The organism is Occallatibacter sp., assembly GCF_049510455.1.
Classification (GTDB): domain Bacteria; phylum Acidobacteriota; class Terriglobia; order Terriglobales; family Acidobacteriaceae; genus Telmatobacter.
In genome coordinates this window covers 1-21,335 of record NZ_JBEKYX010000015.1, presented here as the reverse complement: position 1 = coordinate 21,335, position 21,335 = coordinate 1, and the positions used below count along the sequence as shown (strand labels likewise).

Below are 21,335 nucleotides of genomic sequence, written 5' to 3'. Positions count from 1 at the left end.
GCCCGGTTTTATTTCGCGCCGCCCTCTCCCTGCTTTTCCTTCGCCGGCGCGGTTGGTGCTGCCGCTGGAGGCGGCTCCACGCCGGCCTCGCGCAGAGCGCGGTCAATGACTTGCCACACCTGTTCCTGCGGCACCGCGCCGCCGTCAATCCGCTCGCCGTTCACAAACACTGCCGGAGTTCCGTTGATGCCAAGCTTATCGGCCTCGCTCGCGGAGGCGCGCACGGCAGTCTCATCCTGCTTTGCCAGGCATGCGTTCAGCTTGGCGTCGTCCAGGTGCGCCACGGCGGCAAGGTCGCGAGCAATGCGATCCAATTGAGCGTTGCTGCGCGTCAGGTTGCGATCTTCGCCGGTAATCTCCTGTCCGTGCCCGTGCAGGTAATCCACATATTGCCAGTAGACAGGTCCGCTCTGCGTGGCCAGGCAGTTGGCATTCACTGCGGCATGCATCGCCCAGGGATGAATCTCGGTGAGCGGGTCGTCCTTGTAGATAAAGCGAATCTTATCCTTGTAGCGCTCCTGCGTGGCAGGGAAGAGCGTCTGATGCATGCGCGCGCAAAAGGGGCATTCGAGGTCGTCAAAGTTGACGATCGTGACCGGCGCCGAGGCGTTGCCGCGGACAGGCCGGTTGGCAAGGTCGATATGAAAGACCGGGTCATTGGCCAGATCGAAGTTTTGCAGCCGCGCCAGCTTGGTGTTGTCCGTGGAGATCAGGAAATCCAGGTTCGCCGTTTCAGTGCCCTTGGCCAGCGTAACTGTCAGTGAATCGTACCCCGGCATCTGCGACGGTTTGCGCGCGCCAATGCTGACGTTGTAATCCTGCGGCAGGTCGAACTTGGCGCGGACCATGACTTCGATACGGCGGTTCAGATCGGAGCCGGCTGGAGCATTTGCGTTGACAGGCGGCTGGGCCTTGCATCCGGCGGCCAGAGCGAGAGCAAGCATACAGGCGGAAAGACGAAAACGAAACAAGTGAGGATCCTCTCTAAAAAGCATATCGCAGCAATCGGCAAACGGAGCGTCTTGGCCGCCGAGAACCCCGCTCAACCGCTTGCTTTATAATGGATTGTTACGTATTTCTACCTGATGCGGAGCGCCTTTGTTAGCGCTGCCGCCGTGGACGCTGGATGCCGGAACACATTAAAAATCAGCTTCAAAAAGATATCGAAGCGCTTGAGTACGAACTGGCGCACGAGTTGCCTGCCGAGATCAAAAAGGCCGTAGCGCTGGGCGATCTCTCCGAGAACGCCGAATACCACATGGCCAAGCAGCGCCAGGTCTTTGTCAACGCGCGACTGGGCCAGCTCAAGAAGCGCATGGCCGAGCTTTCGCTGGTCAATCTCGCCAACATTCCGCGGGACAAGACCGGCTTCGGCTCTACCGTGGTGGTCTTTGACACGCAGAAGAACGAGGAGATTGTCTATCGCCTTGTCACCAGCGAGGAATCGGATGTGACCAAGGGGCTGATCTCCACCACTTCGCCTATCGGCCGCGGCCTGGTGGGCAAGCGTGTGGGCGATGTCGCCACCATCGTCACGCCCAACGGCAAGCGCGAGCTTGAGGTTCTCAAGCTGACCACCATCCACGACGAAGCCGCCGCAGCCGCTCAGACAGATGGTGCTGCGGCGGAATCCGGCTCAGGGAAGTAAAGGTGGACGCGAATGACCACAGGTGGTTTAAATGACCAGAGGTAGCCTTTAATGACCTGGACTGGCGGCTTTGGCCGTGCCTGCGCGTGGCTCCTGGACAAGATTGTCCACGGACTCGCACTCTCCCGCATCTCCCCGAACGTGCTCACCTTCATCGGGCTGATCATCAACATCGTCGCGGCCTTCTTCTTCGGCCACGCGGATGTCACCAACGCCGGACGCATGTTCTTCTACGCCGGACTTGTCATCATCGGCGCGGGCCTCTTTGACATGGTCGATGGCCGCGTGGCGCGCCGTACAAACCAGGTCACGGTCTTCGGCGCATTCTTCGATTCGGTCATCGACCGCTATTCGGACGTGGTGCTCTTCTTCGGCCTGCTGGTCTACTACGCCCGCGTCAACCACTTCCGCTATGTGGTGCTCGCGGCGTTCGTCATGGTCACGTCGCTCATGGTCAGCTACACCCGCGCACGCGCTGAGGCCCTCATCGGTTCCTGCAAAGTCGGCTTCATGGAGCGCCCGGAGCGCATCGTGCTCATCATCCTCGGCGCGCTCTTCAATCACTGGGGCGTAATGGCTCCGGTTCTCTGGGTCCTCGCCGTGCTCTCCACCATCACCGTCATTCACCGCGTCCAGTACACCTACTGGAACACCAAGCAAATGGCTCCGCTGAGTTAGCAGTTCAGCGCAACCACCGAGCAGGGCTTGCTGCCCGGCTTCCACCGCGTAAGAAACGCAGTCACGGAGGCCGGTTGCATGCGGCCCACCTTCTCGAACTCGCCGTTGGTCTGCGAGTAAAGCAGCTTGCCGCGCTCATCCAGAACCGCAAGAGCCGGTACGCCGATCTTCAATGGGATAGCATACTTCGCGGCAAGGTCCAGATTTGCGTCATAGGTGCCTATGTTCACATGCACCAGCACGAAATTGGCTTCGAGCAGCGGACGATTCTGTTCGTTATGCAGGTAGTTGTCCAGCACAAAGCAATCAATGCACCAGTTGCCGCCAAAGTCGAGAATCACGCGCTTATGCGCGCCGGGAGCGGTCTTGAGCGCAGCGGCAATATCGACCCTTGCCTGTGAAGGATCGGGATAAATAGAACGCGGAGCGGAAAAAGCCGGAACAGCCAGCAACATGGCAATAAGAAAAAAACGAAAAAACTTCACCCCAAATCCTCCACACGATCTTTTTCAGTTTCACACAATCACGCCGTGGCTGAGCCCCCGCGCAACAAACTCCGTTGCATGGAGCAGGATCGCGCAGCCGCGGTGCGGATCGCCCTTTCACTCCGCCTCACCTGATTTATCCTTGAGCTAAATGAGCAACCTGCGCCAACGTCTGGAGTCCACGGCATTTGCCGACCTGAATGCAATGATGGAGGGCTACGCCTCGGCAGCCGTTGAGACGGCGCGGCGCGACTATCGCCATACCCTCGATTACTCCTCCAGCTCCATCGATGCGCTCGACGAGATCCTCATCCTTGTCAGTGAGAGCCCGGATCGCGATGTGGAATTCGAGACGCGCCTCTGGGGCAGCTACCTCGGCGAAGTCCTCCGCCGCCGCTATGCCGGCGTCTGGGAGATGACGCAGTATCCGGGCGCGCAGGTGGGCGCGCAATCCGCCATACCCGCCATCGATGTACGCGGCTCGCGCCTCTTTCCGCTCATGAAGGTCCATCGCCGCCTCACCATGGGCGAAGAAGAAGACTTGGGCAGCTTTTTCTCCATGGTGACCGAGCGCCTGGGAAACCCAGCGCGGGTCAACTGATCTCACACTCCTGCGTTTGTGCGACAATAGTCTTTCAAGGAAGCGTGCCGGGCAAAATACGGGCAAGGGCGCGCAAAGGAGTTAGGCCATGCTGGGCGATCTATTTCAACCAATGCACTTGCTGGTGATCGGTATTATTATCTTCCTGCTCTTTGGCGCCAAACGGCTCCCGGAGCTGGGCAAAGGACTAGGCGAAGGACTGAAGGGCTTCAAAGAGGGCATTAAAGGCGTGACCGATCCTGCTCCTCCGGCCACCACGCAGCACGCTGTTACCCCTCCCCCGGCACCGCCGCAGGATAATCAAAAGCAGCCGTAGCGCCCCCCATCATTCCGCGCTTTTCAAGCGCAAAGACCAAGGGCCTGTGCATCCTCTGCACAGGCCCTGTTCTTTTTCCTCAAGCCGGCAATCAATGAATGTTCGCGTCCGAGGCCGCGGGATAATAACCAAGCGGTGCCGTGATTTCCAGGTTCGCGCGGTTCACGCGTACATCGATCTTGCGGTATTTGCCGTCCAGAAGAGGCTCGTGGCTCGCGTACACCAGCGTGTACCGGGTGCGCGCCTCGCGGGCCAGGTCGCTGTAGGTCTTTTCAATGTGGTTCACGCCATTGGCTGAATCCAGCGTGCCGCCGGTGTTGAGCGTGTATTTCACAAGGATGTTGTCATACATCGTGAAGGGCAGGTGGATGCGGCTTAGTTTTCCCTCGCCCCAGCGCGCAGCCTCGCCCACCAGCGTGCCGTACACCAGAATGTGGTTGGTCTGCACGTACTTCAGCACATCCTTGTAGGTGGCCTTGCTGCCGTTTTCCTTGCCATCGGAAATCACATAAATAATCCGCCGCCGTCCCTGGGGCCGCGAGGAAAGTTCCTTCCCCGCCGCCAGAATCGCGTCGTTCAGCGTGTGAATCTCCTTTTGGATATTCATGAAGTAGCCGCTGCCTGCCGACTTGCCCGCCTGCAGGTTCGGATCGATACAGTTGCCGTTTTCGCGGATGTTGCAGCTCGCAAACGGGCCATCGTTCGTCGGATTCAGTTGCTCGGCGCCCGCGGACTTCGTCATGGAGAGAATGTAGGGCACACGCGCCGACTGCGCTCCCGTGAACCCGCCCGACTGGTTGCGCGCTCCATTGCCGTAGGTGAAAACAGCAATCTCGTCAAACGGCGTCAGCGCGCCCTGCAGCGCACCCAGCGAAGTATTTACCTGCTCCATCTGGTCGCGCGGCAGGCTCTGATCCACCACAAACGCAATCGAAAGCGGGTAAGAGTCCGTGGTAAAGACCTTCAGCGGCGCATAATTGTTGTTTTCGTAAACCCTGAAGTCTCGCCACTGCAGCCCCGGAACCTCATTGCCTTTTGAGTCCTTCACCGTCACCGGAACTTCAACATACGTCACGTTGATCCGGATTGCGGCGCCAATCTCAGCCGGTGTCATGCTCACGGGCGGAGTCTGGTTATCCTGCGACTGCAGAGTTGACGAGGGCGGGGGCGGTGCGGCTTGCTGCGGTACCGGTCCCTGAATATCCTGCGAGCCGGAGGTCCCGGATGCCGATTGCTCGGTTCCAGCGCCTCCGCCTGGTTTGATCGGCCCATTCGCCGCGTTGGTAAGCGGCTGCATTGCCTGCTGCGGCGTAGGAGCGTCTGGAACCGGCTGTTGCGGGGTCTGCTGCGGTTGCTGCTGAGCCGCGGCAGTTAAGGTCAGGCTCAAAAGCGCCGTCAGCGCCGAAATGTGCAATCCAGGCTTCACAGGTATCTCACGTCCTCCGCACGGCCCCCATCAAAGGGCCGCGGTAGCGATCCTCCCAGTTCGGTTAAGGACTCGCGCATGGTTCAGACTATCAGACGCATGACCTCGCGCGTTGTTTGCCCGTCCATGACCGAACCCGCTGATTCCGGTAATGCGCTATGCTCTTTTCAACGCGCCTTAACGTCTAATTGGATGAGATGCCAATGAAGAAGCTTTCTTTGCTTTCCGCCTCGCTTTTGGCTGCATTTTTCCTCTGTGGAAAAGCGCACGCGCAGCTTCCGCCCTCGCCGGATGCGGCCCCGGTCAGCAATGCGCCTGCCCAGCCCGTCGAGGACATCGCTACGCCGACCCTCAAAATCAACACCAATCTCGTCGATCTCTACTTCACGGTGAAAGACAAGGGCGGTCAACTCGCTCCGCATCTCACCAAGGACGACTGCTCCGTGGCGGAGAACAAAGAGCCGCAGGCCTGGAAGAACTTTGGCGCTGAGACCGATCTCCCGCTCACTCTCGGCATCCTGCTCGACACCTCCGGCAGCCAGCAGCGCGTTCTTCCCCTCGAACAGGACGCCGGCAGCCGCTTTCTTGAGCAGGTTCTCCGCAAAAAGGACGAGGCATTCGTTCTCTCCTTTGACGTAAACGTCGATCTGCTCCAGGACTTCACCAACAACACCCGCATGCTCACACATGCCCTGCAGAAGGCCGAAATCAATACCGCCGGCGGCAACGGCACGGGCATTCCCGGCGCGGGCGGTGGCACGATTCCCATCAGCGGCACCCCCAAAGGCACGCTGCTCTACGACGCCATCTACCTCACTTCGCGGGAGAAATTCAATCAGGAGACAGGCCGCAAGGCCATGATCATACTCACCGACGGCGAAGACGAGGGCAGCGACCACAAGATCGGCGAGGCCATTGAGTCCGCCGTGCGCGCCAATTCGCTCATCTACGTCATTCTCCTCGCCGATGTGCAGAGATACGGCAACTTCGGCTATTCCGGCTACTCGGCGGCCAAACGGCTCAGCGAGGAGTCCGGCGGCCGGCTCATCAACGTAGGCCATGACGGCAATAAGCTTGAAGCGGCCTTTCAGCAGATAAGCGATGAGCTTCGCTCGCAATACGTAGCCACCTACAAGCCCACCAATGAAAAGATGGATGGCACCTTCCGCAAGGTCTCCATCACCTGCAAAGGTGACGACATGAAGGTGCAGGTCCGTAAAGGCTACTACGCGCCCAGGGGCGAAGATCAGTAGCCCGTCAAGATGAGATAGCACCGAAGATGAGATAACACCGGGCAAAATCTTCCCTATCAACAGGAAGAAGTTACATACTCGCGTGCGTACTCATTTCGATTCGAACAGCAGGCGCCCTCCGTAACTGGCAGATATTCCGTCATTTATATTTTGTTATCGCCGCAGGCAGCCATTTGGCCTGCAACCTGCATCTCAAGTAAGCAAGCAGGGTCGGCTTCACTTATAAATTACATCCGGCTCAAGATACATAAAGCAAGTCAAAGAGCCACTTTCCAAGGAAGATTGCACTTATGGCAGTAATTGTAGCTGTTGTTGTCCTAGTAACCCTCTTGCGGATTTTCAAGACGCACGTAAAGCAACTTCTACTGCCGGCAGCACTATGTATGAAACAGTGCTGCCGGCAGTAGAAGTTGCAGGTTATATAGGCCTTTCACTACTACGCGCACAAAGCGCACAAACATTCATTTCGATAGAGGCACGCAGATAGTTCCCGGCATTTCTCCATTTTCTTCGGCGGTGAACCGGCAATAGGTGGTTTTCGCGCAGTTCTGCATGGGCCCCGGAAACTCTGATTAAGTGGCACGAACGGTAGGTCACGGCTTCAGCCGTGACATAAATGCAGCAAAATCAATGCGGCTTTAGCCGCTGAGGTATGCTTCACGGACTTAATCAGACCTTCCTTAGGTAGATAGAGATAGAAGAAAAGATTCTCGATGTCCTCCCCCAGGACGCCGGTGGGTGCGGAATGGCAGCTCGAAAGGGTTTTCTTCTGCGCCCACTTCGCCATTCAGCCCACACACTCGCTCCATCGTTTTTTCATCACACGCACGCGTCTTTCTTATTCGGAACCCTCTGGCAACCTCTTGGCATAGGGCTCCGTCCTACTCTGGCAACTCGGCCTGCCCGCCCTCCATGAAACGGGATGGCAGACCGAAGCAAGGAAATTTCACGGAGGTTTCCCCCAATGAAGCACCTCAGTCTTGCTCCCATCGTTCTGGCGACTTTTTGCACCTTCTCCGTCGCCGCGCAGCAGCCCGATGCCCCCCAACCTCAACAACAGCCCAGCGCGCAGCCGGCCCCAACCGCCCAGCCCAGTCAGGCCGCCACCGCTCAGCCAGCTTCTGCCCAGCCCGCTGAGCCGGAAGCTCTCGCTCTCAGCCCCGTTACCGGAGAGCTCACCTCCAAACTCGACTCCAAAACCGCCAAAGCTGGAGATAAAGTGGAGCTGAAAACCACTGAAAAAGCCACCATGGCGGACGGCACCGTCATCCCCAAAGGCACGAAGATCATGGGCCACGTCACCGAAGCCCAGGCCTACGTAGCCAACACCGACAACGGCCGCCTCACGCTCCAGTTCGATCAGGCCGAGATCAAATCCGGCCAGAGCATGCCGATCAAATCGGCGATCCAAACCATTTCCCCCGCCGGCTCCAGCACCGTCGATGCCAGCGCCGGAATGCCCAATAGCAGCGGCTCATCGCCTCAGGCTAGCGGCGCTGCCCCCAACGGAACAGCCAGCCAGGGCACTGGAGCTGCCGCGGCAGCCGGGGCTCGTTCCGCCACGGAAAACTCGAACCCCGGCGGGAGCTCCGCTGCGGACGCAACCAGCAGTCCCGCGCCCGGAACCACCGTCGCCCGCAACGGCAACGTTGTCATCAAGACCACAGCGGTACCAGGCGTGCTCGTTGCTTCCAGCGCAACCGGACAGCCATTCTCAAATGCCTCCGGAGCGCTCCTGAGCGCACGGCAGGACGTGCATCTCGATGGCGGAACCAAGGTGGTTCTCGCCATGGCGTCTTCAACTTCTCCCGGCACGGGCGCAGCACAGCGCTAACGTGCTTCTAAATCCGGGGTCCGGATTGTCGCGAACGAGTACCGCGCAACCGGACCCGCGGGAGGGTTGTGCAAATCGAATCGGCTAATTGTCCTGTTTTCAGGCACTTGTTACCAAAGTTCGGCGTAGTCCTACACAGGACGTAATCTGGCGCAAAATCAGGCGCATCGATACTATCGACCCATCCGCGGAAAACTTGAGCCGCGGAGCAAAACTTTGGTCAGTGCAGGAACCAAAGCGGAAACAGGAGCGCAACAGGAATGACCGGCGAAAACCCCGTCCACGAAGGCATTGAGATCAGCCCGCGCTTCCGCCAGACCATTGAGGAGCGCATTGTGCGGCTGGACGAGGGCGCCGATTATGACGAATCCCAACTCGAGCTCATCGATAACCCCGACCACATTCGCCGCCAGAAGCATCTTATCTTTGTCCAACGTGCAGAAGCGCTCCGCATGAGGATATTTCTCGACAGCACCCGGCCGCGCCTGCCCAGGTCTCTTATCGTACTTTAAAGGTTATCTTTATCAGACCTTAATGGTTTCTAAGATATACAAGAGTCATAGATACAGTAAGCGTATCTGCACTCTTACCCCCCTAATAGCCGTAACCGAAAGGGCCGCCTCCTGCAATGGGATAGCGGCCCTTCGGATTTTCGCATGGGTATTTAGCAGTAAAGGCAGTGGAATTTTGCCTTATATTCAGATCGCGACCTTTAATCATGCGGAAAGGCCGGCAAAATATGTCGGCCTTTAGCCCTCTGTTTAAACGGACAGCTTCAAATTTTGGAGCACCGAATGGGATTTGAACCCATGAATACTGGTTTTGCAGACCAGCGCGTTAGCCACTTCGCCACCGGTGCTCATAAGCCACGAAGGTTTTCGTCCCTCGTCCTTCGTAACTCGTCCCTAAACAAAAAATCCCACCACGCTCATCGCGGGTGGGTCTCGTTTCAGCTCAATCCTGTCTTTAGGATTCCTGGCTTATCGAGACACCCGCGCAGCGCTGCACTCACAGCAGCACAGACAACACGCGGAGATCGAACGATTCACCATGAAAATCCTTCCCCGCGCTCAACGCTGCGAGTATTCGTAGACTATGGGCGGAAGCCCCATCTGTCAAGTATTCGGAAAGTATGGCAGTGTCTCAATTGGAATTGCCTTGTAACAGGGCACGACTTCAGTCGTGCCGAAACGGCCATAAAAATGACTGGGGCTTTAGCCCATGAGGCAGTTTCTTCAAACTGAGACACTACCAATTGCCGCAATTGCGAATCGAACCCGGCCCGTCGCCATCTCTAAACACAAGGATCTATCACGCCCATGCCTGAACTCGATTACTTCATCGTCGATGTCTTCACCGATCGCGCCCTCGCCGGCAATCCGCTCGCCGTGGTGATGAACAATGCCAATCTCAGCACGGAGCAAATGCAGTCCATCGCCCGCGAGTTCAATCTCTCTGAGACTACCTTCGTCGAGCGCCGCGCCACTGCAATCGAAGCCGCTGAAGGCATCCGCACGCGCATCTTCACCACGGAAGAGGAACTGCCCTTCGCCGGCCATCCCACGCTCGGCACAGCCTCCGTGCTCAAAATCGCTGACCCTTCCCTGGCCATCAAGAACACAATCATCCTCGCCGAAAACGTCGGCCCAATTCCGGTTGCATTCGATCCCAAGCGGCCCGGTACTTCAAATCAAGTTCTCTTCGGCGAAATGACGCAGCGCGATCCCGAGTGCGGTCCTGAGCTCGAATCCGCTCGCGTCGCAGAACTGATCGGCCTCACGCTCGCGGATCTCGACCCCGCTCACCCGCCGCAGATCGTCTCCACCGGCAACGGCTTCGCCATCGTCCTGCTTCGCTCGCTCGATGCTCTCTCGCGCCTCAACGTGCGACAGCACGAGGCCACTGACTATCTGCGCCCGCTCAACGGAAGATGGTTTTATGTCATAGCTCCGGAAGCTGAAAGTTTCAGAGCCAGAATGCAGTTTTACGGCGGCGAAGACCCCGCCACTGGCTCCGCTGCGGGCTGCGCCATCAGCTATCTCGTCGCCCGCCGCATCGTGCCTTTCGGCCAGCGGATTCACGTCCGTCAGGGTGTCGAAATGGGACGCCCCAGTGACCTTTTTCTGCGCGCAAATCTTGACACGGACAAGGTCACAAATGTGCGCGTAGGGGGCAGCACTGTTCTTGTGGCAACAGGAAGACTTCAACTGCCCTGATACACAAACTTTCAACAGGTTTTCATCAATGTAAGTGGTTTCCTCTATTGCAACTATCCCGTTTCCCTCTATTTTCCTATGTTTTCCACTGCCATCTTCGCCATATTTTCGCTATTGCACGCCTGCCCCACTAGCCGTACTCTTGCCAAGCATTGAGGAAATTCAACCGGTTCGCTGAATCGGCTTTGTCCCAGACTTCAACGGCAATCTGACCGCGCGTGAAGGCTGTTCTCCTCGTATTTCTGTATTGCCGCATGGTGTTTGGTGAGCCTTTGGCTCCTCTCATAAACATTCCTATGCGTCTATCGGAAGCGCGAGAGCCCGCCCCGATCCCTGGCCATTGCTCCTTACATTTCGGGTTGTCTACAGGCTGCCATTGAGAGCGGCCCAGGCACCTCTTTTGCCTTGTTTGATCCTGATCGATTTCTAAAGGAGTATTTCCCCTGCCATGAGGCCCAAGAAAATTATTCTCGCCGTCAACAGCAACGAACAGGAACTCTCTGTACTCACTTTCATGCTTTCCACCAATGGCTACCGGGTGCTGCCCGCCGTCAATGGCGATGAAGCCGCCGGCCTGATCTCGGAAAACGCCATCGATCTCGTGCTTGCCTACGATGGAATGCCCCAATGGAACGGCGGACATATTGTCGGCCGCCTTAAGGAAATTGCCTCTCACGTGCCCATGATCCTGCTCGGCGATCCGGCGCGCACATCCTCTCAGCCCCACGCCGCCGATGCCCTCCTTCCCAGGAAGAACTGCTCGCCCCTTGAGCTGCTGGAGCGCGTCAAGAACATGAGCGCCCGCAAGCGCGGACCCCGCAAGGGCTCCACGCGCGTTACCCATCCTCAGCACGAACTGGCCGTCGCATCCTAATGCAGGGATCAGGGTTCAGGAAAAGCTGACGCCTCGCAAGTTTTTCCCTGATCTCTGATCTCTGATCTCTGCTTTCTGTTTTCCCTTGACGATCACCCCCATACCTCTTCATACTCGCGTTCTGTGCTCGGCGGTAGGCGATTCTCTTCTTCAACGCCGGGGGTGGACGTCATGGATCTCGTTTTACTGCGTATTCTATTAGTTGCCGTACTCGCTCTTGTCTGCTACGTTCTTCGACCGTTTGACCTCTCCGGCCTGATAAGCGCTCTATGTGGCGGCGCGGCCGCAACCGTGGTCATCATCTTTGAGCTGCGTGTCCGCGCCATGAGCCTCCGCCGCCTCATTGGCGCGGTAGCGGGCTCGCTTCTCGGCATCATCGGCGCGGCCATCTTCTGCATGGTGCTGCGTGCGGCTCCGCTCACGGAAACCACCTCCGCCGTGCTGCAGATCTTCGTCCTGCTGCTCATGACCTACGTCGGATTGCTCGTCGGCGCCAGCAAGGGCGATCTGCTCAACCCATCCGCGCTCGGCACCATCTTTACCGGCGAACGCCCCCAGAAGCGCGCCGCCAAGATCCTCGATACCTCCGTCATCATCGACGGCCGCATCGCCGACATCGCTGAAGCCGGCTTCATCGACGGGGCACTCGTCATTCCGGAGTTCGTTCTCCGCGAACTGCAAATCGTCGCCGACTCCACCGACGGATCAAAACGCCAGCGCGGCCGCCGTGGCCTCGACATGCTCCAGCGCATGCAGTCCAACCCCGCCATCCAGGTGCAGATCGTCTCGGACGATTTCCCCTCGATCAAGGAAGTGGACCTGAAACTTCTTGAGCTGGCCAAGAAACTTGAAGCCAAAGTCGTCACCAACGACTTCAACCTCAACAAGGTCGCGCAACTTCACCACGTCGAAGTGCTCAACATCAACGACCTGGCCAACGCGCTCAAGCCCGTCGTGCTGCCCGGCGAGCACATGATGGTTCTGATTCTCAAAGAAGGCAAGGAGTACAACCAGGGCGTCGGCTATCTTGACGATGGCACCATGGTTGTCGTCGATCACGCGCGCAAAATGATCGGCCGCTCCGTCGAAATCTCCGTCACCAGCGTCCTCCAGACCGCCAGCGGCAAAATGATCTTCGGCAAGGTGGACGAAAACGGCCGCACCGGCGACTCCCCGCGTCCTACGCCGGTAGAAATTGTTCGTTAAGGCGTAGGTCGGTCAAGCCGCTTGCACAATAATCCGCGCGCTGCGGGAACGTGGCTTAGCCTTCACAGTAATCTCGACATCCTGATTGAGGGCCACAAGAAAATGCATCAGGCGCTCGATCGAAAAGCCTTCGAGCTTGTAGTGCATCAACGCAGAAACCTTTGGCTGGTTGATTCCGAGAGCGCTCCCCACCTCTGCCTGTTTCATGCCTTTGCGGAGAATAATTGCGTTCAGGGCCGAGGCCAGGCGCACCTTTGTATCAAGTTCATCCGCATCCGGAAGCCCAAGATCAGCGAAAATGTTGCCGCTGCTACGTGTGATCTTCTCTTTAACCATGCTTCCTCTCATAGTCGTTTTGCGCCTGCCGCAGCCGTGCCTGGATAAGCTCTACGTCGGACTGCCGCGTTGCTATCCCATGCGTAGACTTCTTTTGAAACGCATGAAGAACGTAAACAGCTTCGGCAAAACGAACGGTATACACAGCGCGGTATGTGTCTCCGTCGTAATCCTTAACAATCTCCAGCACACCCGGTCCTTCACCCTTCCGGTTTTGCGGATGGGTGCTTGCCTCCGTACTGTGCCGCGCCGAGGGCAAAACCCATGCTGCGTTGAGCCTCATGCGGAAATCGCTGCATGTCTTTCAGCGATGAGCCTATCCAGTAAACGGGCTTTTCACCAGGTGCTAACTTTCGCGTCATCTATTTATCCCACTTTTGGGATGTATTGTCAAAAACAAATTGCGCCTCTGTATGGCTTTGCTCAGTATTTCGGCACACTCGGGTCAATCTCGCTGCTCCACGCCGTAATCCCACCGGCCACATTCGCCACGCGCTCATACCCAGCCTGCTTCAGAAACTCCGCAATCTGCTGGCTTCGCCCGCCACTCTTGCAATGCACCACCACCTCGCGATTGCGATCAATCTCCGCCAGCCGGTTCGGCACATCGCCTTTCGGAATCAGCCTTCCGCCAATCTGCGCAATCTGCGCCTCAAACGGCTCGCGCACGTCGATGAGCTGCACATCCTCGCCCGCATCCAGCCGAGCCTTCAGTTCCTTCACCGTAATCTGCGGAATCCCATTCTTCACGTTCGTCTCCAAGTTCGCTCCCTGCCCCGCAGGCACAATCCCGCAGAACTGCTCATAATCGATCAACTTCGTCACCGTCGGATTCGGCCCGCACACCGGGCAATCCGGATTCTTCCGCAGCTTCAACTCGCGGAAGCGCATATTCAACGCATCCACCAGCAGCAGCCGCCCAATCAGCGCATCGCCCTTGCCCAAAATCAGCTTGATCACTTCCGTCGCCTGGATCACTCCCACCAGCCCCGGCAAAATCCCCAGCACGCCGCCCTCGGCGCAACTCGGCACCAGCCCCGGCGGTGGAGGCTCGGGATAGAGACACCGGTAGCACGGGCCATCCTTGGTTGCGAAAACACTCGCCTGACCCTCAAAGCGAAAGATCGATCCATACACATTCGGCTTGCCCGTCAACACGCACGCATCATTCACCAGGTAGCGCGTCGGAAAGTTATCTGTCCCGTCCGCCACCACGTCATAGTCCTTCAAAATCTCCAGCGCGTTCGCACTTGAAAGCATTGTCTCGTGCTTCACCACCTTCAGCGCGGGATTCAGCGCCGTCAGCTTCTCTTCAGCCGAGTCCAGCTTCTTGCGCCCAATGTCTTTCGTCGAGTGGATAATCTGCCGCTGCAGATTGCTCGCATCCACCACGTCGAAATCCACCAGCCCCAGCGTGCCAATCCCCGCCGCAGCCAGGTACAGCGCCATCGGCGAGCCAAGGCCTCCCGTGCCTACGCACAGCACCTTCGCGGCTTTCAGCCTCTGTTGGCCCTCCATGCCCACCTCGGGCAATATCAGGTGCCGCGAGTAGCGCGCCATCTCATCGGTGGTGAGTTGAGGAAGAGGAATGTGTTCGGCAGTGATTGTCATAATGCAGATCCCAAAACTTGTTAGTTAATTTGATTCGGCAAATTCGTGTGCTCTTCAAATTCTCGTCGTAAACTATTCCGATTTCAATGTGGGTGCTTAAGCAGGATGACCCGCACGAAGATTAAATTCAGATATAACAGCAAAAACAGTTCCAATCCGATAACCCAACGAAGAGGGTAAGGATGGACAAATAGTACGGGAGATTGCCGTAGTGTCCGAGTCATCCAATTCTCAGATTCGCTCTTACGGACTCGCTTTAGGTCAAGCAGCAATGCAATCACTAGCAAAATGCCTGGAATGCAGCTTATCTGCAAAACTAACTTGGAAAAATCGAGCATAGTTGAATCTCCGACACCGCCAAGATAGAACATCGACATCCACCAGAAGGATGTTCCGCCAAAGGTTAGTGTTCCAAGAATCGCAAAGAAGCGTGCGAAGAAACTTAGGGAAACTCTGATTAAGTGGCACGAACGGTAGGTCACGGCTTCAGCCGTGACATAAATGCAGCAAAATCAATGCAGCTTTAGCCGCTGAGGTATGCTTCACGGACTTAATCAGACCTTCCTTAGTGCCCAAGATTGTTCATCATCATCTGTGAACATAGTATCCACCCTGTTTATGGCAAAAGATTCTATGCCCTTACCGTTTCTCGGTTCTCCGTTACCTGAATCGTCTGCAGCTCAAACCGCTTATCTTCCTCGCTCGTCCCCGCCAGCAAAAACGAATTCGTCACCGCAGCCTTGCCCTGCGCCACTTCCGTAATCACATAGCAACACCCCAGCCAGTGCGCCTCCGCAAAATCCGTCTGCGACCACTGTGCCGGATGGTCTGGATGCGAGTGATAAAACCCCGCAATATCCAATCCCTTAGAGCGCGCCTCGCGCTCCATCTTCACCAGCTCACCCGGCGCAATCTGGTAGCGGTTATGCGCCGAGTCCGTCCGCATATTCCCGGCCTTCACCGACTCAATAACACTCCACACACCATCCACAATCCGTCCAAGAAGAGCACCGCAGCACTCATGCGGATACGTCTCCTCGCCATGCATGCGAATCGCCGCATACACCTCGCGCGGAAAAATCACGACACTCACTCTTCCTCCCAGAACCGCTCGCTCAGATACTTCTCCGCGGAATCCGGCAGCACCGTTACAATCACCGCCTTACGCCCCTCCGCCGCTTCTTCTTCGGCCACGCGCAGACTCGCCACCACTGCTGCGGCCGCGGAGATCCCCACCAGCAATCCCTCTTCGCGCGCCAGCCGCTTCGCCATCGCGTATGCAGCCTCAGTCTCAATCTCGATATTCCGATCCGCAAGCGCCCGATCGTAGATCGCCGGCACAATCGCAGACGGCATATGCTTCATGCCTTCCAATCCATGAAACGGCCCATCCGGCTGAAAGCTGATCGCCACTACATCCGGATTCAACTCCTTCAGCCGCCGCGTCGTGCCAGTAAATGTCCCTGAAGTCCCCAGCCCGGCAATGAAGTGCGTCACCTGCCCCTCAGTCTGCCGCCAGATCTCCGGCCCCGTCGTCTCGTAGTGCGCGCGCCAGTTCGCGTTATTCGAATACTGATCGCAGTAAAAGTACCTCTCCGGGTCGCCTGCCGCAAGCTCCCGCGCCCGCCGTATCGCGCCATCGGAACCCTGATCCGGCTCCGTCCACTCCACGCTCGCGCCGTATGCCCGCAAAATCCGCTTCCGTTCCGGCGAAACATTCCTCGGCATCACCAGATTCACAGGAAAATCCATCGCCGCGCCAAGCATCGCGTAAGCAATGCCCGTATTCCCGCTAGTCGCGTCCAGCAATGTTTTGCTCGAAACACCCGCCCTCAGCAGCCCACGCTCCATCGCATCGCGCACCATGCTCCACGCCGCGCGATCCTTCACGCTGCCGCCGGGGTTGTTCCACTCGGCCTTAGCCAGCATCACAACGCCGTCCAGCCCCTTCGTCACCCGTTCCAGCCGAATCAGCGGCGTATTTCCAATCCGCTCCGTCAGCGCAGCGCCCATTTTCAATTGCGGCTCCATTTGTACTTCGTTTTGTGCAGTTCCAGTTGTCATCGCAAAATCGCACCGCGTGGAAGGTATGATGAATACGAGAGGCGTCCAGCTACAAATACGCTTCGCGCAAGCGCCTTCTTTATCCTCTCAGACTCGATACAGACGGGAAAAACTCATGGCCGGCAAAGGAAAAGCTCCCACTTTCGATCAGCTAGTCGATGCGCTCCGCGCCCAATCCTTTGATGTCGCGTCCTCCTCGGCAGCATCCAATGCCGTCCAGGTCAGCAAGCACGGCGTCGCCGCCGTTCTCGCGCCCAGCGGAGCCGGCAAGGGTGAGGGAAGCGCGGCCACTCTCGTCATCACTCCCGGCATCCTCGTCAAAAACGAAATCGCCCGTCTCCTCGACCGCGGCTACCAGAAGTTCATCAAGACATCCCAATACGAGCTGCCCGCCACCGCCGCACAGCTCCAGTCCATTCACGTTTTTACCGAAGAGCTGAACCTCGTCACCGGCACCATGGGCCTTTACAATGAAGCCCTCGGCACCACCAGCGACCTCTATCAATATGATCGCCTTCGCGGCCGCGAAACTCCCACACCCGCCGCTCGGCGACCCTGGGAACTCGAGGGCTCGCACTGATTTTTCCCGCAGCCCTGCCGATAAGTCCCTGTACAGGGGACTACGTTGGATCAATATCCTGAAACCAGTCTTACCATGCGCCATGAGCAGCGCAAATACCTCCGCTACCCGGTGGAAGGTCAAGCCATGCTCTTCGCCGAGCAGCTTGAAAGCGCCATAAGCTGCCACATGATCGATCTCGGCCTTGAGGGCTGCCGTCTGCGCCACGCCGGTGACATTCCCGTCCAGGCCGGAATGACAGTCGAAATCGCCTTCCGCCTCAACGGCACGCTATTCCGCTTTCCCGGCACAATCCAGTGGTCGGCAAAGAACAGCATCCTCGGCCTTTACTTCACCAAAATCAGTGACTCCCACAGGAACGAACTGGTCGACCTCCTCGGCGCCATGCACGAAGAGATGGAAGCCCGCGCGAAAGAAGCCAGGGATAAACTGAACCCGCAAGAGACCACGCAGGCCGAGCCGCAGCCGCAGGAGACCGCGCAAGCCGGCACTCTGCACCTCGTTCCCAATCCCGCTCAGAATCAGGCCCCGAGCCTCACTCCAACAGCCAAATCCGGCCCTCCCCGCAGGCGTGAGCGCCGCGAGCACGACCGCCATGAAATTGACTCATTCGCCCGCGTTCTCTTTCTCTCCATCCACACCCGCGTCACAGGGAAAGTCCTCGACCTCAGTCTCGGCGGCTGCCGCATTCGCGCTCAGCAGGAGATACCCGTAGGAGCCTATCGTCGCGTTGAAGTCGAGTTCATGGTCGATGGCCTGCCTCTGCTTCTGCCCGGCGTCACCACGTCCCTGCACGACAAGTTCACCACCGGCATTCGTTTCGTTGAAATGACCGACCGCAAGCGGGCTCAGCTCCAGACCGTCATCGATGAGATCAGCGAGAAATTCGAGAAGCTTCAGAAGGGCCGGAAAAATGCCCCAACCGAGAACAACGCGGAAGTTCCTCTGGATGCCACCCCTGAAGCCACTCCCGCGCAGGCCTAGCGCCGATTCGCCCGCTCGCGCTGCAGCTCCCGGTACAGCTCGCTCTTTGACTTTCCCAGCTCCCGTGCCAGCCGCTTCAGCGCGTCCTTCTCATCCAGACCTTCGCGCGAAACCAGTTCCGCAACCTGGTCCACGATCTTCCGTGAAGAAGGCGCACTCAGCCGCTCCTCGGCAGGTGCCTCAATCAGCAGCGTAATCTCGCCCCGCACACGGTCGCGCCCACTCAGCTCCGCACGCACCTCGGCCGCCGTGCCGCGTAAAAACTCCTCATGCGCCTTGGTCAGCTCGCGCGCCACCACCACGCGATGCTCCGGCCCAAACACCGCCTCCACATCCCCCAGCGTCTCCAGAATCCTGTGCGGCGCCTCGTAAAACACCAGCGTTCGCTTGCTCCCCGCAGTCTCTGTAAACAGCGTCTCCAGCCGCGTCCGCCGCGCCCCAGCCTTCTCCGGCAAAAATCCCAGAAAGGTCCACTCCTCCGTGGGCAGCCCACTCGCCACCAGCGCACTCACCGCCGCATTCGCTCCCGGAATCGGCACCACCAGTACACCCGCTGCAATCGCCGCCCGCACCAGCCTCGTTCCCGGATCGCTGATTCCCGGCATCCCCGCATCTGTTACGACAGCAATGCGCGCGCCTGCCTTGATCGCCTCAACAAAGCTCGCTGCCCGCGCCGCCTCGTTGAACTCGTGGCAGCTCTCCGTCGGTTTCTCAATCTGAAAATGATTCAGCAGCTTCTGCGTCTGCCGCGTGTCCTCGCATGCAATGCGATCCACCCCACGCAGAACCTCCAGCGCCCGCAGCGTAATATCGCCCAGGTTGCCGATCGGCGTGGCCACCAGGTAAAGCCCCGGCTCCAGCGCATTCAGCTTTGCGTTATTGTTCTCCACGTCCATCGGAAATATCTCGGAATTGCCCTGTAACGGGGCACGATTTTAGTCGTGCCGAAAAAGACACAAAAAACATCCGAGCTTCAAGCTGTGTCTGACGAATTGACTTCGGCTTGCTTTGTAACAGGGCACGACTTTAGTCGTGCCGAAAATGATTGAAAAACATCCGGGCTTTAGCCCCTGTGGGATGCTTATGTTCCCGAAAAACATTTTTTCGATTTGTCACATGCTCCGTAGCCCGAGATCGATTTTCAAAATACATTCGCCCCGCCGTGTTTACTCGCTGCTCTCTTCGCGCTCATAGCGGCGCTGCTCCGCAAGCAGGCTCATGGAACTCATCAGGTTCTGCACGCTCACAATCCCCACCACGCGCCCGCTCTCCGTCACTGGAATCAGGCTCAGTCCGCGCCCCACCGTGATCCCACGAATCGTCGTACCCAGCGTATCTTCTGGCCGCGCCACCTGAAACGCGCGCGACATCGCCGACTGCACATAGCCGTTCCCATCGCTTCGCAGCGTATCCACAATCCGCTGCCGCGAGATAATCCCCACCAGTTGCGGCCCGCGCACCACTGGAAAATCCTCCTGCAGCGAGTGCACGCATCGCGCCAGTGCGTCAGCCAGAGTGTCGGAAGGTGACAGCGTAGCAAAATCCGTCAGCATCACCTCGCGCATCTGCACCGTGTCCACCACGCTCTGGAAAGAGACGCCCTGCTCCTCAACCTGCGCGCCAATCATGATGAAGAATCCCGCAATAATCAGCCACGGACTGTGCAGCAGCATTCCGCCAATCATCCCGCCCAGCGCCAGTAGCTGTCCCAGGCCCGCCGCTGCCCGGCTCGCCTGTCCAACACCGTACTTCTGAGCGAAATTGGTCCGCAGCAGCCTTCCGCAGTCCAGCGGATACGCAGGCAGCAGATGCAGCGCAGCCAATCCCGCCAGCATCCAGATCGCCGCTCGCAGCAGATGCCCCGCGGAAACCAGCGGAAATCCCAGAAGGTCGATATTCGGCGCCACGCCCAGAAACATTCCCGCCAGCGCCAGCGCCGTTAGCGCATTCGCCAGCGGTCCCGCCGCCGCCAGCACATACTGGCCGCCGCCGTTCGTTGCCCGCTCCTGGCTCTCCGGGTTCGCATAAGCAAAGAATCCGCCAATCGGCAGCAGAAGAATGGCTCTCAAACGCAGTCCCATCCACGCCGCCACCAAAAGCCGCGCCGTCTCCCGCACCACTACCGCAATAGCCAGAATCCCAAAAAGAACCAGCCCGCGCATCTTGCCGCCCGGCACATTCTCTGACGCGCCAAGCCCCATGCACACCGCCGCCAAAAGCAAAAAGAACGTGTGTACGCGCAGCTCCACGCCCATCCATCGGCCCAGCGGAATCGTCCAGCCTCTCATCCTGTCATTGTACGAGGCCCGCCTTAGCCGCGTTGTTAAGTTTTTCGAGCGTCTCGCTACAAAATGGGTGCCCCATGTCCCTGGTTTTGGGACCTGGGATAGCACAACAGTTAACTCCGCTATTCTTTCTCTCATGCGTGTCATCGCCGGCCAATTCCGCTCCCGCACTCTCGACGCGCCCGCCGGCCTCGCAACGCGCCCCACCAGCGACCGTCTCCGCGAAACCATCTTCAACGTCCTGACCTCACGAGTGGAGGCACCCCGCATCGAGCAGGCCCGCTTCCTCGATCTCTACTCCGGCTCCGGAGCCGTCGGCATTGAAGCCCTCAGCCGCGCCGCCTCACACGTCACATTCGTAGAGAAAGCCCGTCCAGCCCTCACAGCCTTACGCGCCAATCTCACTCGCCTCGGCATTACCGGCGGCTTTACCATCCACAACAGTGCAGTCACCGCATTCCTCCGGCAGACCGAATCCAACCCGGCTCCCGCGGCATTCGATATTGTCTTTCTCGACCCGCCTTACGATCTCGCCGCCGAGTACTCCACCGCTCTCAATCTCCTCGGCAACTCCGCATCATCATTCCTCGCGCCCCAGGCTCTCGTCATCGCCGAGCATCGCCGTAAAGACACCCTCGCCGACACATACGGCAACCTCACCCGCACACGCCTCCTCCAGCAAGGCGACGCCTCTCTCAGCTTCTATTCCAGGTAGGCCGGGGATTCATCCCCGGCAATAAGTTCTCAGGCCGGGGATTCATCCCCGGCAATAAGCTCTCAGGTAGGCCGGGGATTTATCCCCGGCAATAAGCTCTCAGGCCGGGGATTCATCCCCGGCAATAAGTTCTCAGGTAGGCCGGGGATTCATCCCCGGCAATAAGTTCAGAAAAATGAACTGGGCCTTTAGGCCCGGAGGTATGCTTTTGGTCTTAAATTTC

Annotated in this window: 24 protein-coding genes and 1 tRNA gene; 13 read left to right on the top strand and 12 right to left on the bottom strand. The window is 58.2% G+C overall.

Going from position 1 to position 21,335, the window contains the following annotated elements; translation table 11 throughout:
* Positions 1–8: 8 nt before the first annotated feature.
* A complete protein-coding gene (locus ABSG47_RS04550) occupies positions 9–971 on the bottom strand; it encodes a DsbA family protein (RefSeq protein ID WP_424166982.1) in 963 nt (320 codons plus the stop codon).
* Between the two features lie 155 nt (positions 972–1,126).
* Between ABSG47_RS04550 and ABSG47_RS04545 the strand changes: the two genes are divergently transcribed.
* Entirely contained in the window at positions 1,127–1,648 is a 522-nt protein-coding gene (locus ABSG47_RS04545; RefSeq protein WP_424166979.1) for a GreA/GreB family elongation factor, read from the top strand.
* Positions 1,649–1,699: 51 nt separating this feature from the next.
* Positions 1,700–2,326: a CDP-alcohol phosphatidyltransferase family protein gene (locus ABSG47_RS04540; RefSeq protein WP_424166976.1), complete on the top strand. Its 627-nt coding sequence runs from the start codon at positions 1,700–1,702 to the stop codon at positions 2,324–2,326.
* Here the strand turns inward: ABSG47_RS04540 and ABSG47_RS04535 are convergent.
* Entirely contained in the window at positions 2,323–2,811 is a 489-nt protein-coding gene (locus ABSG47_RS04535; RefSeq protein WP_424166973.1) for a thioredoxin family protein, read from the bottom strand. The genes ABSG47_RS04540 and ABSG47_RS04535 overlap by 4 nt on opposite strands.
* Before the next feature lie 151 nt (positions 2,812–2,962).
* Here ABSG47_RS04535 and ABSG47_RS04530 point away from each other — a divergent pair, with 151 nt between their 5' ends.
* Together ABSG47_RS04530 and tatA are read left to right on the top strand one after the other, a co-directional pair.
* The gene (locus ABSG47_RS04530; RefSeq protein ID WP_424166970.1) at positions 2,963–3,412 is read left to right on the top strand and encodes a hypothetical protein; all 450 of its coding nucleotides are present in this window, start codon (positions 2,963–2,965) and stop codon (positions 3,410–3,412) included.
* Positions 3,413–3,500: 88 nt separating this feature from the next.
* A complete protein-coding gene (gene tatA / locus ABSG47_RS04525) occupies positions 3,501–3,728 on the top strand; it encodes a twin-arginine translocase TatA/TatE family subunit (RefSeq protein ID WP_424166968.1) in 228 nt (75 codons plus the stop codon).
* A 91-nt stretch (positions 3,729–3,819) separates the two neighbouring features.
* Here tatA and ABSG47_RS04520 read toward each other — a convergent pair whose 3' ends face one another.
* Positions 3,820–5,154, bottom strand: coding sequence for a VWA domain-containing protein (locus tag ABSG47_RS04520; RefSeq protein ID WP_424166965.1), 1,335 nt, complete (start codon positions 5,152–5,154; stop codon positions 3,820–3,822).
* A 203-nt stretch (positions 5,155–5,357) separates the two neighbouring features.
* Here ABSG47_RS04520 and ABSG47_RS04515 point away from each other — a divergent pair, with 203 nt between their 5' ends.
* Positions 5,358–6,407 carry a VWA domain-containing protein gene (locus ABSG47_RS04515; RefSeq protein WP_424166963.1) on the top strand — a complete coding sequence of 350 codons (1,050 nt, stop codon included), beginning with the start codon at positions 5,358–5,360 and terminating at the stop codon, positions 6,405–6,407.
* Positions 6,408–7,008: 601 nt separating this feature from the next.
* Here the strand turns inward: ABSG47_RS04515 and ABSG47_RS04510 are convergent.
* Positions 7,009–7,194, bottom strand: coding sequence for a hypothetical protein (locus ABSG47_RS04510; protein WP_424166960.1), 186 nt, complete (start codon positions 7,192–7,194; stop codon positions 7,009–7,011).
* Between the two features lie 177 nt (positions 7,195–7,371).
* Here ABSG47_RS04510 and ABSG47_RS04505 point away from each other — a divergent pair, with 177 nt between their 5' ends.
* Both ABSG47_RS04505 and ABSG47_RS04500 read left to right on the top strand, forming a co-directional pair.
* The gene (locus tag ABSG47_RS04505) at positions 7,372–8,241 is read left to right on the top strand and encodes a hypothetical protein (protein WP_424166957.1); all 870 of its coding nucleotides are present in this window, start codon (positions 7,372–7,374) and stop codon (positions 8,239–8,241) included.
* A 260-nt stretch (positions 8,242–8,501) separates the two neighbouring features.
* On the top strand, positions 8,502–8,753 hold the full coding sequence (locus ABSG47_RS04500) for a hypothetical protein (protein WP_424166955.1): 252 nt from the start codon (positions 8,502–8,504) through the stop codon (positions 8,751–8,753).
* Between the two features lie 271 nt (positions 8,754–9,024).
* Here the strand turns inward: ABSG47_RS04500 and ABSG47_RS04495 are convergent.
* Positions 9,025–9,100: transfer RNA gene (locus ABSG47_RS04495), tRNA-Cys, on the bottom strand.
* A gap of 460 nt (positions 9,101–9,560) precedes the next feature.
* Between ABSG47_RS04495 and ABSG47_RS04490 the strand changes: the two genes are divergently transcribed.
* From ABSG47_RS04490 to ABSG47_RS04480, 3 genes are all read left to right on the top strand, one after another.
* The gene (locus ABSG47_RS04490; RefSeq protein ID WP_424166953.1) at positions 9,561–10,457 is read left to right on the top strand and encodes a PhzF family phenazine biosynthesis protein; all 897 of its coding nucleotides are present in this window, start codon (positions 9,561–9,563) and stop codon (positions 10,455–10,457) included.
* A gap of 448 nt (positions 10,458–10,905) precedes the next feature.
* Positions 10,906–11,331, top strand: a complete 426-nt coding sequence (locus tag ABSG47_RS04485; protein WP_424166951.1) for a response regulator transcription factor — start codon at positions 10,906–10,908, stop codon at positions 11,329–11,331.
* Between the two features lie 171 nt (positions 11,332–11,502).
* Positions 11,503–12,537: a PIN/TRAM domain-containing protein gene (locus tag ABSG47_RS04480; RefSeq protein WP_424166949.1), complete on the top strand. Its 1,035-nt coding sequence runs from the start codon at positions 11,503–11,505 to the stop codon at positions 12,535–12,537.
* A 12-nt stretch (positions 12,538–12,549) separates the two neighbouring features.
* On the opposite strand, the gene ABSG47_RS04475 is transcribed toward ABSG47_RS04480, so the two are convergent.
* The 5 genes from ABSG47_RS04475 to ABSG47_RS04455 all read right to left on the bottom strand — a co-directional run bounded on the left by ABSG47_RS04475 (position 12,550) and on the right by ABSG47_RS04455 (position 16,497).
* On the bottom strand, positions 12,550–12,873 hold the full coding sequence (locus tag ABSG47_RS04475; protein ID WP_424166947.1) for a helix-turn-helix domain-containing protein: 324 nt from the start codon (positions 12,871–12,873) through the stop codon (positions 12,550–12,552).
* Positions 12,866–13,156: a type II toxin-antitoxin system RelE/ParE family toxin gene (locus ABSG47_RS04470; protein ID WP_424166945.1), complete on the bottom strand. Its 291-nt coding sequence runs from the start codon at positions 13,154–13,156 to the stop codon at positions 12,866–12,868. The genes ABSG47_RS04475 and ABSG47_RS04470 overlap by 8 nt, the downstream gene beginning before the upstream one ends.
* Positions 13,157–13,296: 140 nt before the next feature.
* The gene (gene moeB / locus ABSG47_RS04465) at positions 13,297–14,484 is read right to left on the bottom strand and encodes a molybdopterin-synthase adenylyltransferase MoeB (protein WP_424166943.1); all 1,188 of its coding nucleotides are present in this window, start codon (positions 14,482–14,484) and stop codon (positions 13,297–13,299) included.
* Positions 14,485–15,115: 631 nt separating this feature from the next.
* A complete protein-coding gene (locus ABSG47_RS04460) occupies positions 15,116–15,577 on the bottom strand; it encodes a M67 family metallopeptidase (RefSeq protein ID WP_424166940.1) in 462 nt (153 codons plus the stop codon).
* Positions 15,574–16,497 (bottom strand): PLP-dependent cysteine synthase family protein, encoded by a 924-nt coding sequence (locus tag ABSG47_RS04455; protein WP_424167077.1) that lies wholly within the window; start codon positions 16,495–16,497, stop codon positions 15,574–15,576. The genes ABSG47_RS04460 and ABSG47_RS04455 overlap by 4 nt, the downstream gene beginning before the upstream one ends.
* 166 nt (positions 16,498–16,663) lie before the next feature.
* Between ABSG47_RS04455 and ABSG47_RS04450 the strand changes: the two genes are divergently transcribed.
* Together ABSG47_RS04450 and ABSG47_RS04445 are read left to right on the top strand one after the other, a co-directional pair.
* Positions 16,664–17,128: a hypothetical protein gene (locus tag ABSG47_RS04450; protein WP_424166937.1), complete on the top strand. Its 465-nt coding sequence runs from the start codon at positions 16,664–16,666 to the stop codon at positions 17,126–17,128.
* Positions 17,129–17,173: 45 nt separating this feature from the next.
* Positions 17,174–18,112 carry a PilZ domain-containing protein gene (locus ABSG47_RS04445; protein ID WP_424166934.1) on the top strand — a complete coding sequence of 313 codons (939 nt, stop codon included), beginning with the start codon at positions 17,174–17,176 and terminating at the stop codon, positions 18,110–18,112.
* Here the strand turns inward: ABSG47_RS04445 and rsmI are convergent.
* Both rsmI and ABSG47_RS04435 read right to left on the bottom strand, forming a co-directional pair.
* Positions 18,109–19,008, bottom strand: coding sequence for a 16S rRNA (cytidine(1402)-2'-O)-methyltransferase (gene rsmI, locus ABSG47_RS04440; protein WP_424166932.1), 900 nt, complete (start codon positions 19,006–19,008; stop codon positions 18,109–18,111). The two genes, ABSG47_RS04445 and rsmI, sit on opposite strands and share 4 nt — an antisense overlap.
* 270 nt (positions 19,009–19,278) lie before the next feature.
* Positions 19,279–20,400 carry a CBS domain-containing protein gene (locus ABSG47_RS04435; protein WP_424166929.1) on the bottom strand — a complete coding sequence of 374 codons (1,122 nt, stop codon included), beginning with the start codon at positions 20,398–20,400 and terminating at the stop codon, positions 19,279–19,281.
* Between the two features lie 133 nt (positions 20,401–20,533).
* Here ABSG47_RS04435 and rsmD point away from each other — a divergent pair, with 133 nt between their 5' ends.
* Complete coding sequence (gene rsmD, locus ABSG47_RS04430) at positions 20,534–21,112, top strand: 16S rRNA (guanine(966)-N(2))-methyltransferase RsmD (protein ID WP_424166926.1); 579 nt, start codon at positions 20,534–20,536, stop codon at positions 21,110–21,112.
* Positions 21,113–21,335: the final 223 nt, after the last annotated feature.

Bases quoted from the DNA above. Each gene is read 5' to 3' on its own strand.
- ABSG47_RS04545 (WP_424166979.1), top strand. From the start codon at position 1,127: ATGCCGGAACACATTAAAAATCAGCTTCAAAAAGATATCGAAGCGCTT.
- ABSG47_RS04540 (WP_424166976.1), top strand. From the start codon at position 1,700: ATGACCTGGACTGGCGGCTTTGGCCGTGCCTGCGCGTGGCTCCTGGAC.
- ABSG47_RS04530 (WP_424166970.1), top strand. From the start codon at position 2,963: ATGAGCAACCTGCGCCAACGTCTGGAGTCCACGGCATTTGCCGACCTG.
- tatA (WP_424166968.1), top strand. From the start codon at position 3,501: ATGCTGGGCGATCTATTTCAACCAATGCACTTGCTGGTGATCGGTATT.
- ABSG47_RS04515 (WP_424166963.1), top strand. From the start codon at position 5,358: ATGAAGAAGCTTTCTTTGCTTTCCGCCTCGCTTTTGGCTGCATTTTTC.
- ABSG47_RS04510 (WP_424166960.1), bottom strand. From the start codon at position 7,194: ATGGCGAAGTGGGCGCAGAAGAAAACCCTTTCGAGCTGCCATTCCGCA.
- ABSG47_RS04505 (WP_424166957.1), top strand. From the start codon at position 7,372: ATGAAGCACCTCAGTCTTGCTCCCATCGTTCTGGCGACTTTTTGCACC.
- ABSG47_RS04500 (WP_424166955.1), top strand. From the start codon at position 8,502: ATGACCGGCGAAAACCCCGTCCACGAAGGCATTGAGATCAGCCCGCGC.
- ABSG47_RS04490 (WP_424166953.1), top strand. From the start codon at position 9,561: ATGCCTGAACTCGATTACTTCATCGTCGATGTCTTCACCGATCGCGCC.
- ABSG47_RS04485 (WP_424166951.1), top strand. From the start codon at position 10,906: ATGAGGCCCAAGAAAATTATTCTCGCCGTCAACAGCAACGAACAGGAA.
- ABSG47_RS04480 (WP_424166949.1), top strand. From the start codon at position 11,503: ATGGATCTCGTTTTACTGCGTATTCTATTAGTTGCCGTACTCGCTCTT.
- ABSG47_RS04475 (WP_424166947.1), bottom strand. From the start codon at position 12,873: ATGGTTAAAGAGAAGATCACACGTAGCAGCGGCAACATTTTCGCTGAT.
- ABSG47_RS04470 (WP_424166945.1), bottom strand. From the start codon at position 13,156: ATGAGGCTCAACGCAGCATGGGTTTTGCCCTCGGCGCGGCACAGTACG.
- moeB (WP_424166943.1), bottom strand. From the start codon at position 14,484: ATGACAATCACTGCCGAACACATTCCTCTTCCTCAACTCACCACCGAT.
- ABSG47_RS04455 (WP_424167077.1), bottom strand. From the start codon at position 16,497: ATGGGCGCTGCGCTGACGGAGCGGATTGGAAATACGCCGCTGATTCGG.
- ABSG47_RS04450 (WP_424166937.1), top strand. From the start codon at position 16,664: ATGGCCGGCAAAGGAAAAGCTCCCACTTTCGATCAGCTAGTCGATGCG.
- rsmI (WP_424166932.1), bottom strand. From the start codon at position 19,008: ATGGACGTGGAGAACAATAACGCAAAGCTGAATGCGCTGGAGCCGGGG.
- ABSG47_RS04435 (WP_424166929.1), bottom strand. From the start codon at position 20,400: ATGAGAGGCTGGACGATTCCGCTGGGCCGATGGATGGGCGTGGAGCTG.
- rsmD (WP_424166926.1), top strand. From the start codon at position 20,534: ATGCGTGTCATCGCCGGCCAATTCCGCTCCCGCACTCTCGACGCGCCC.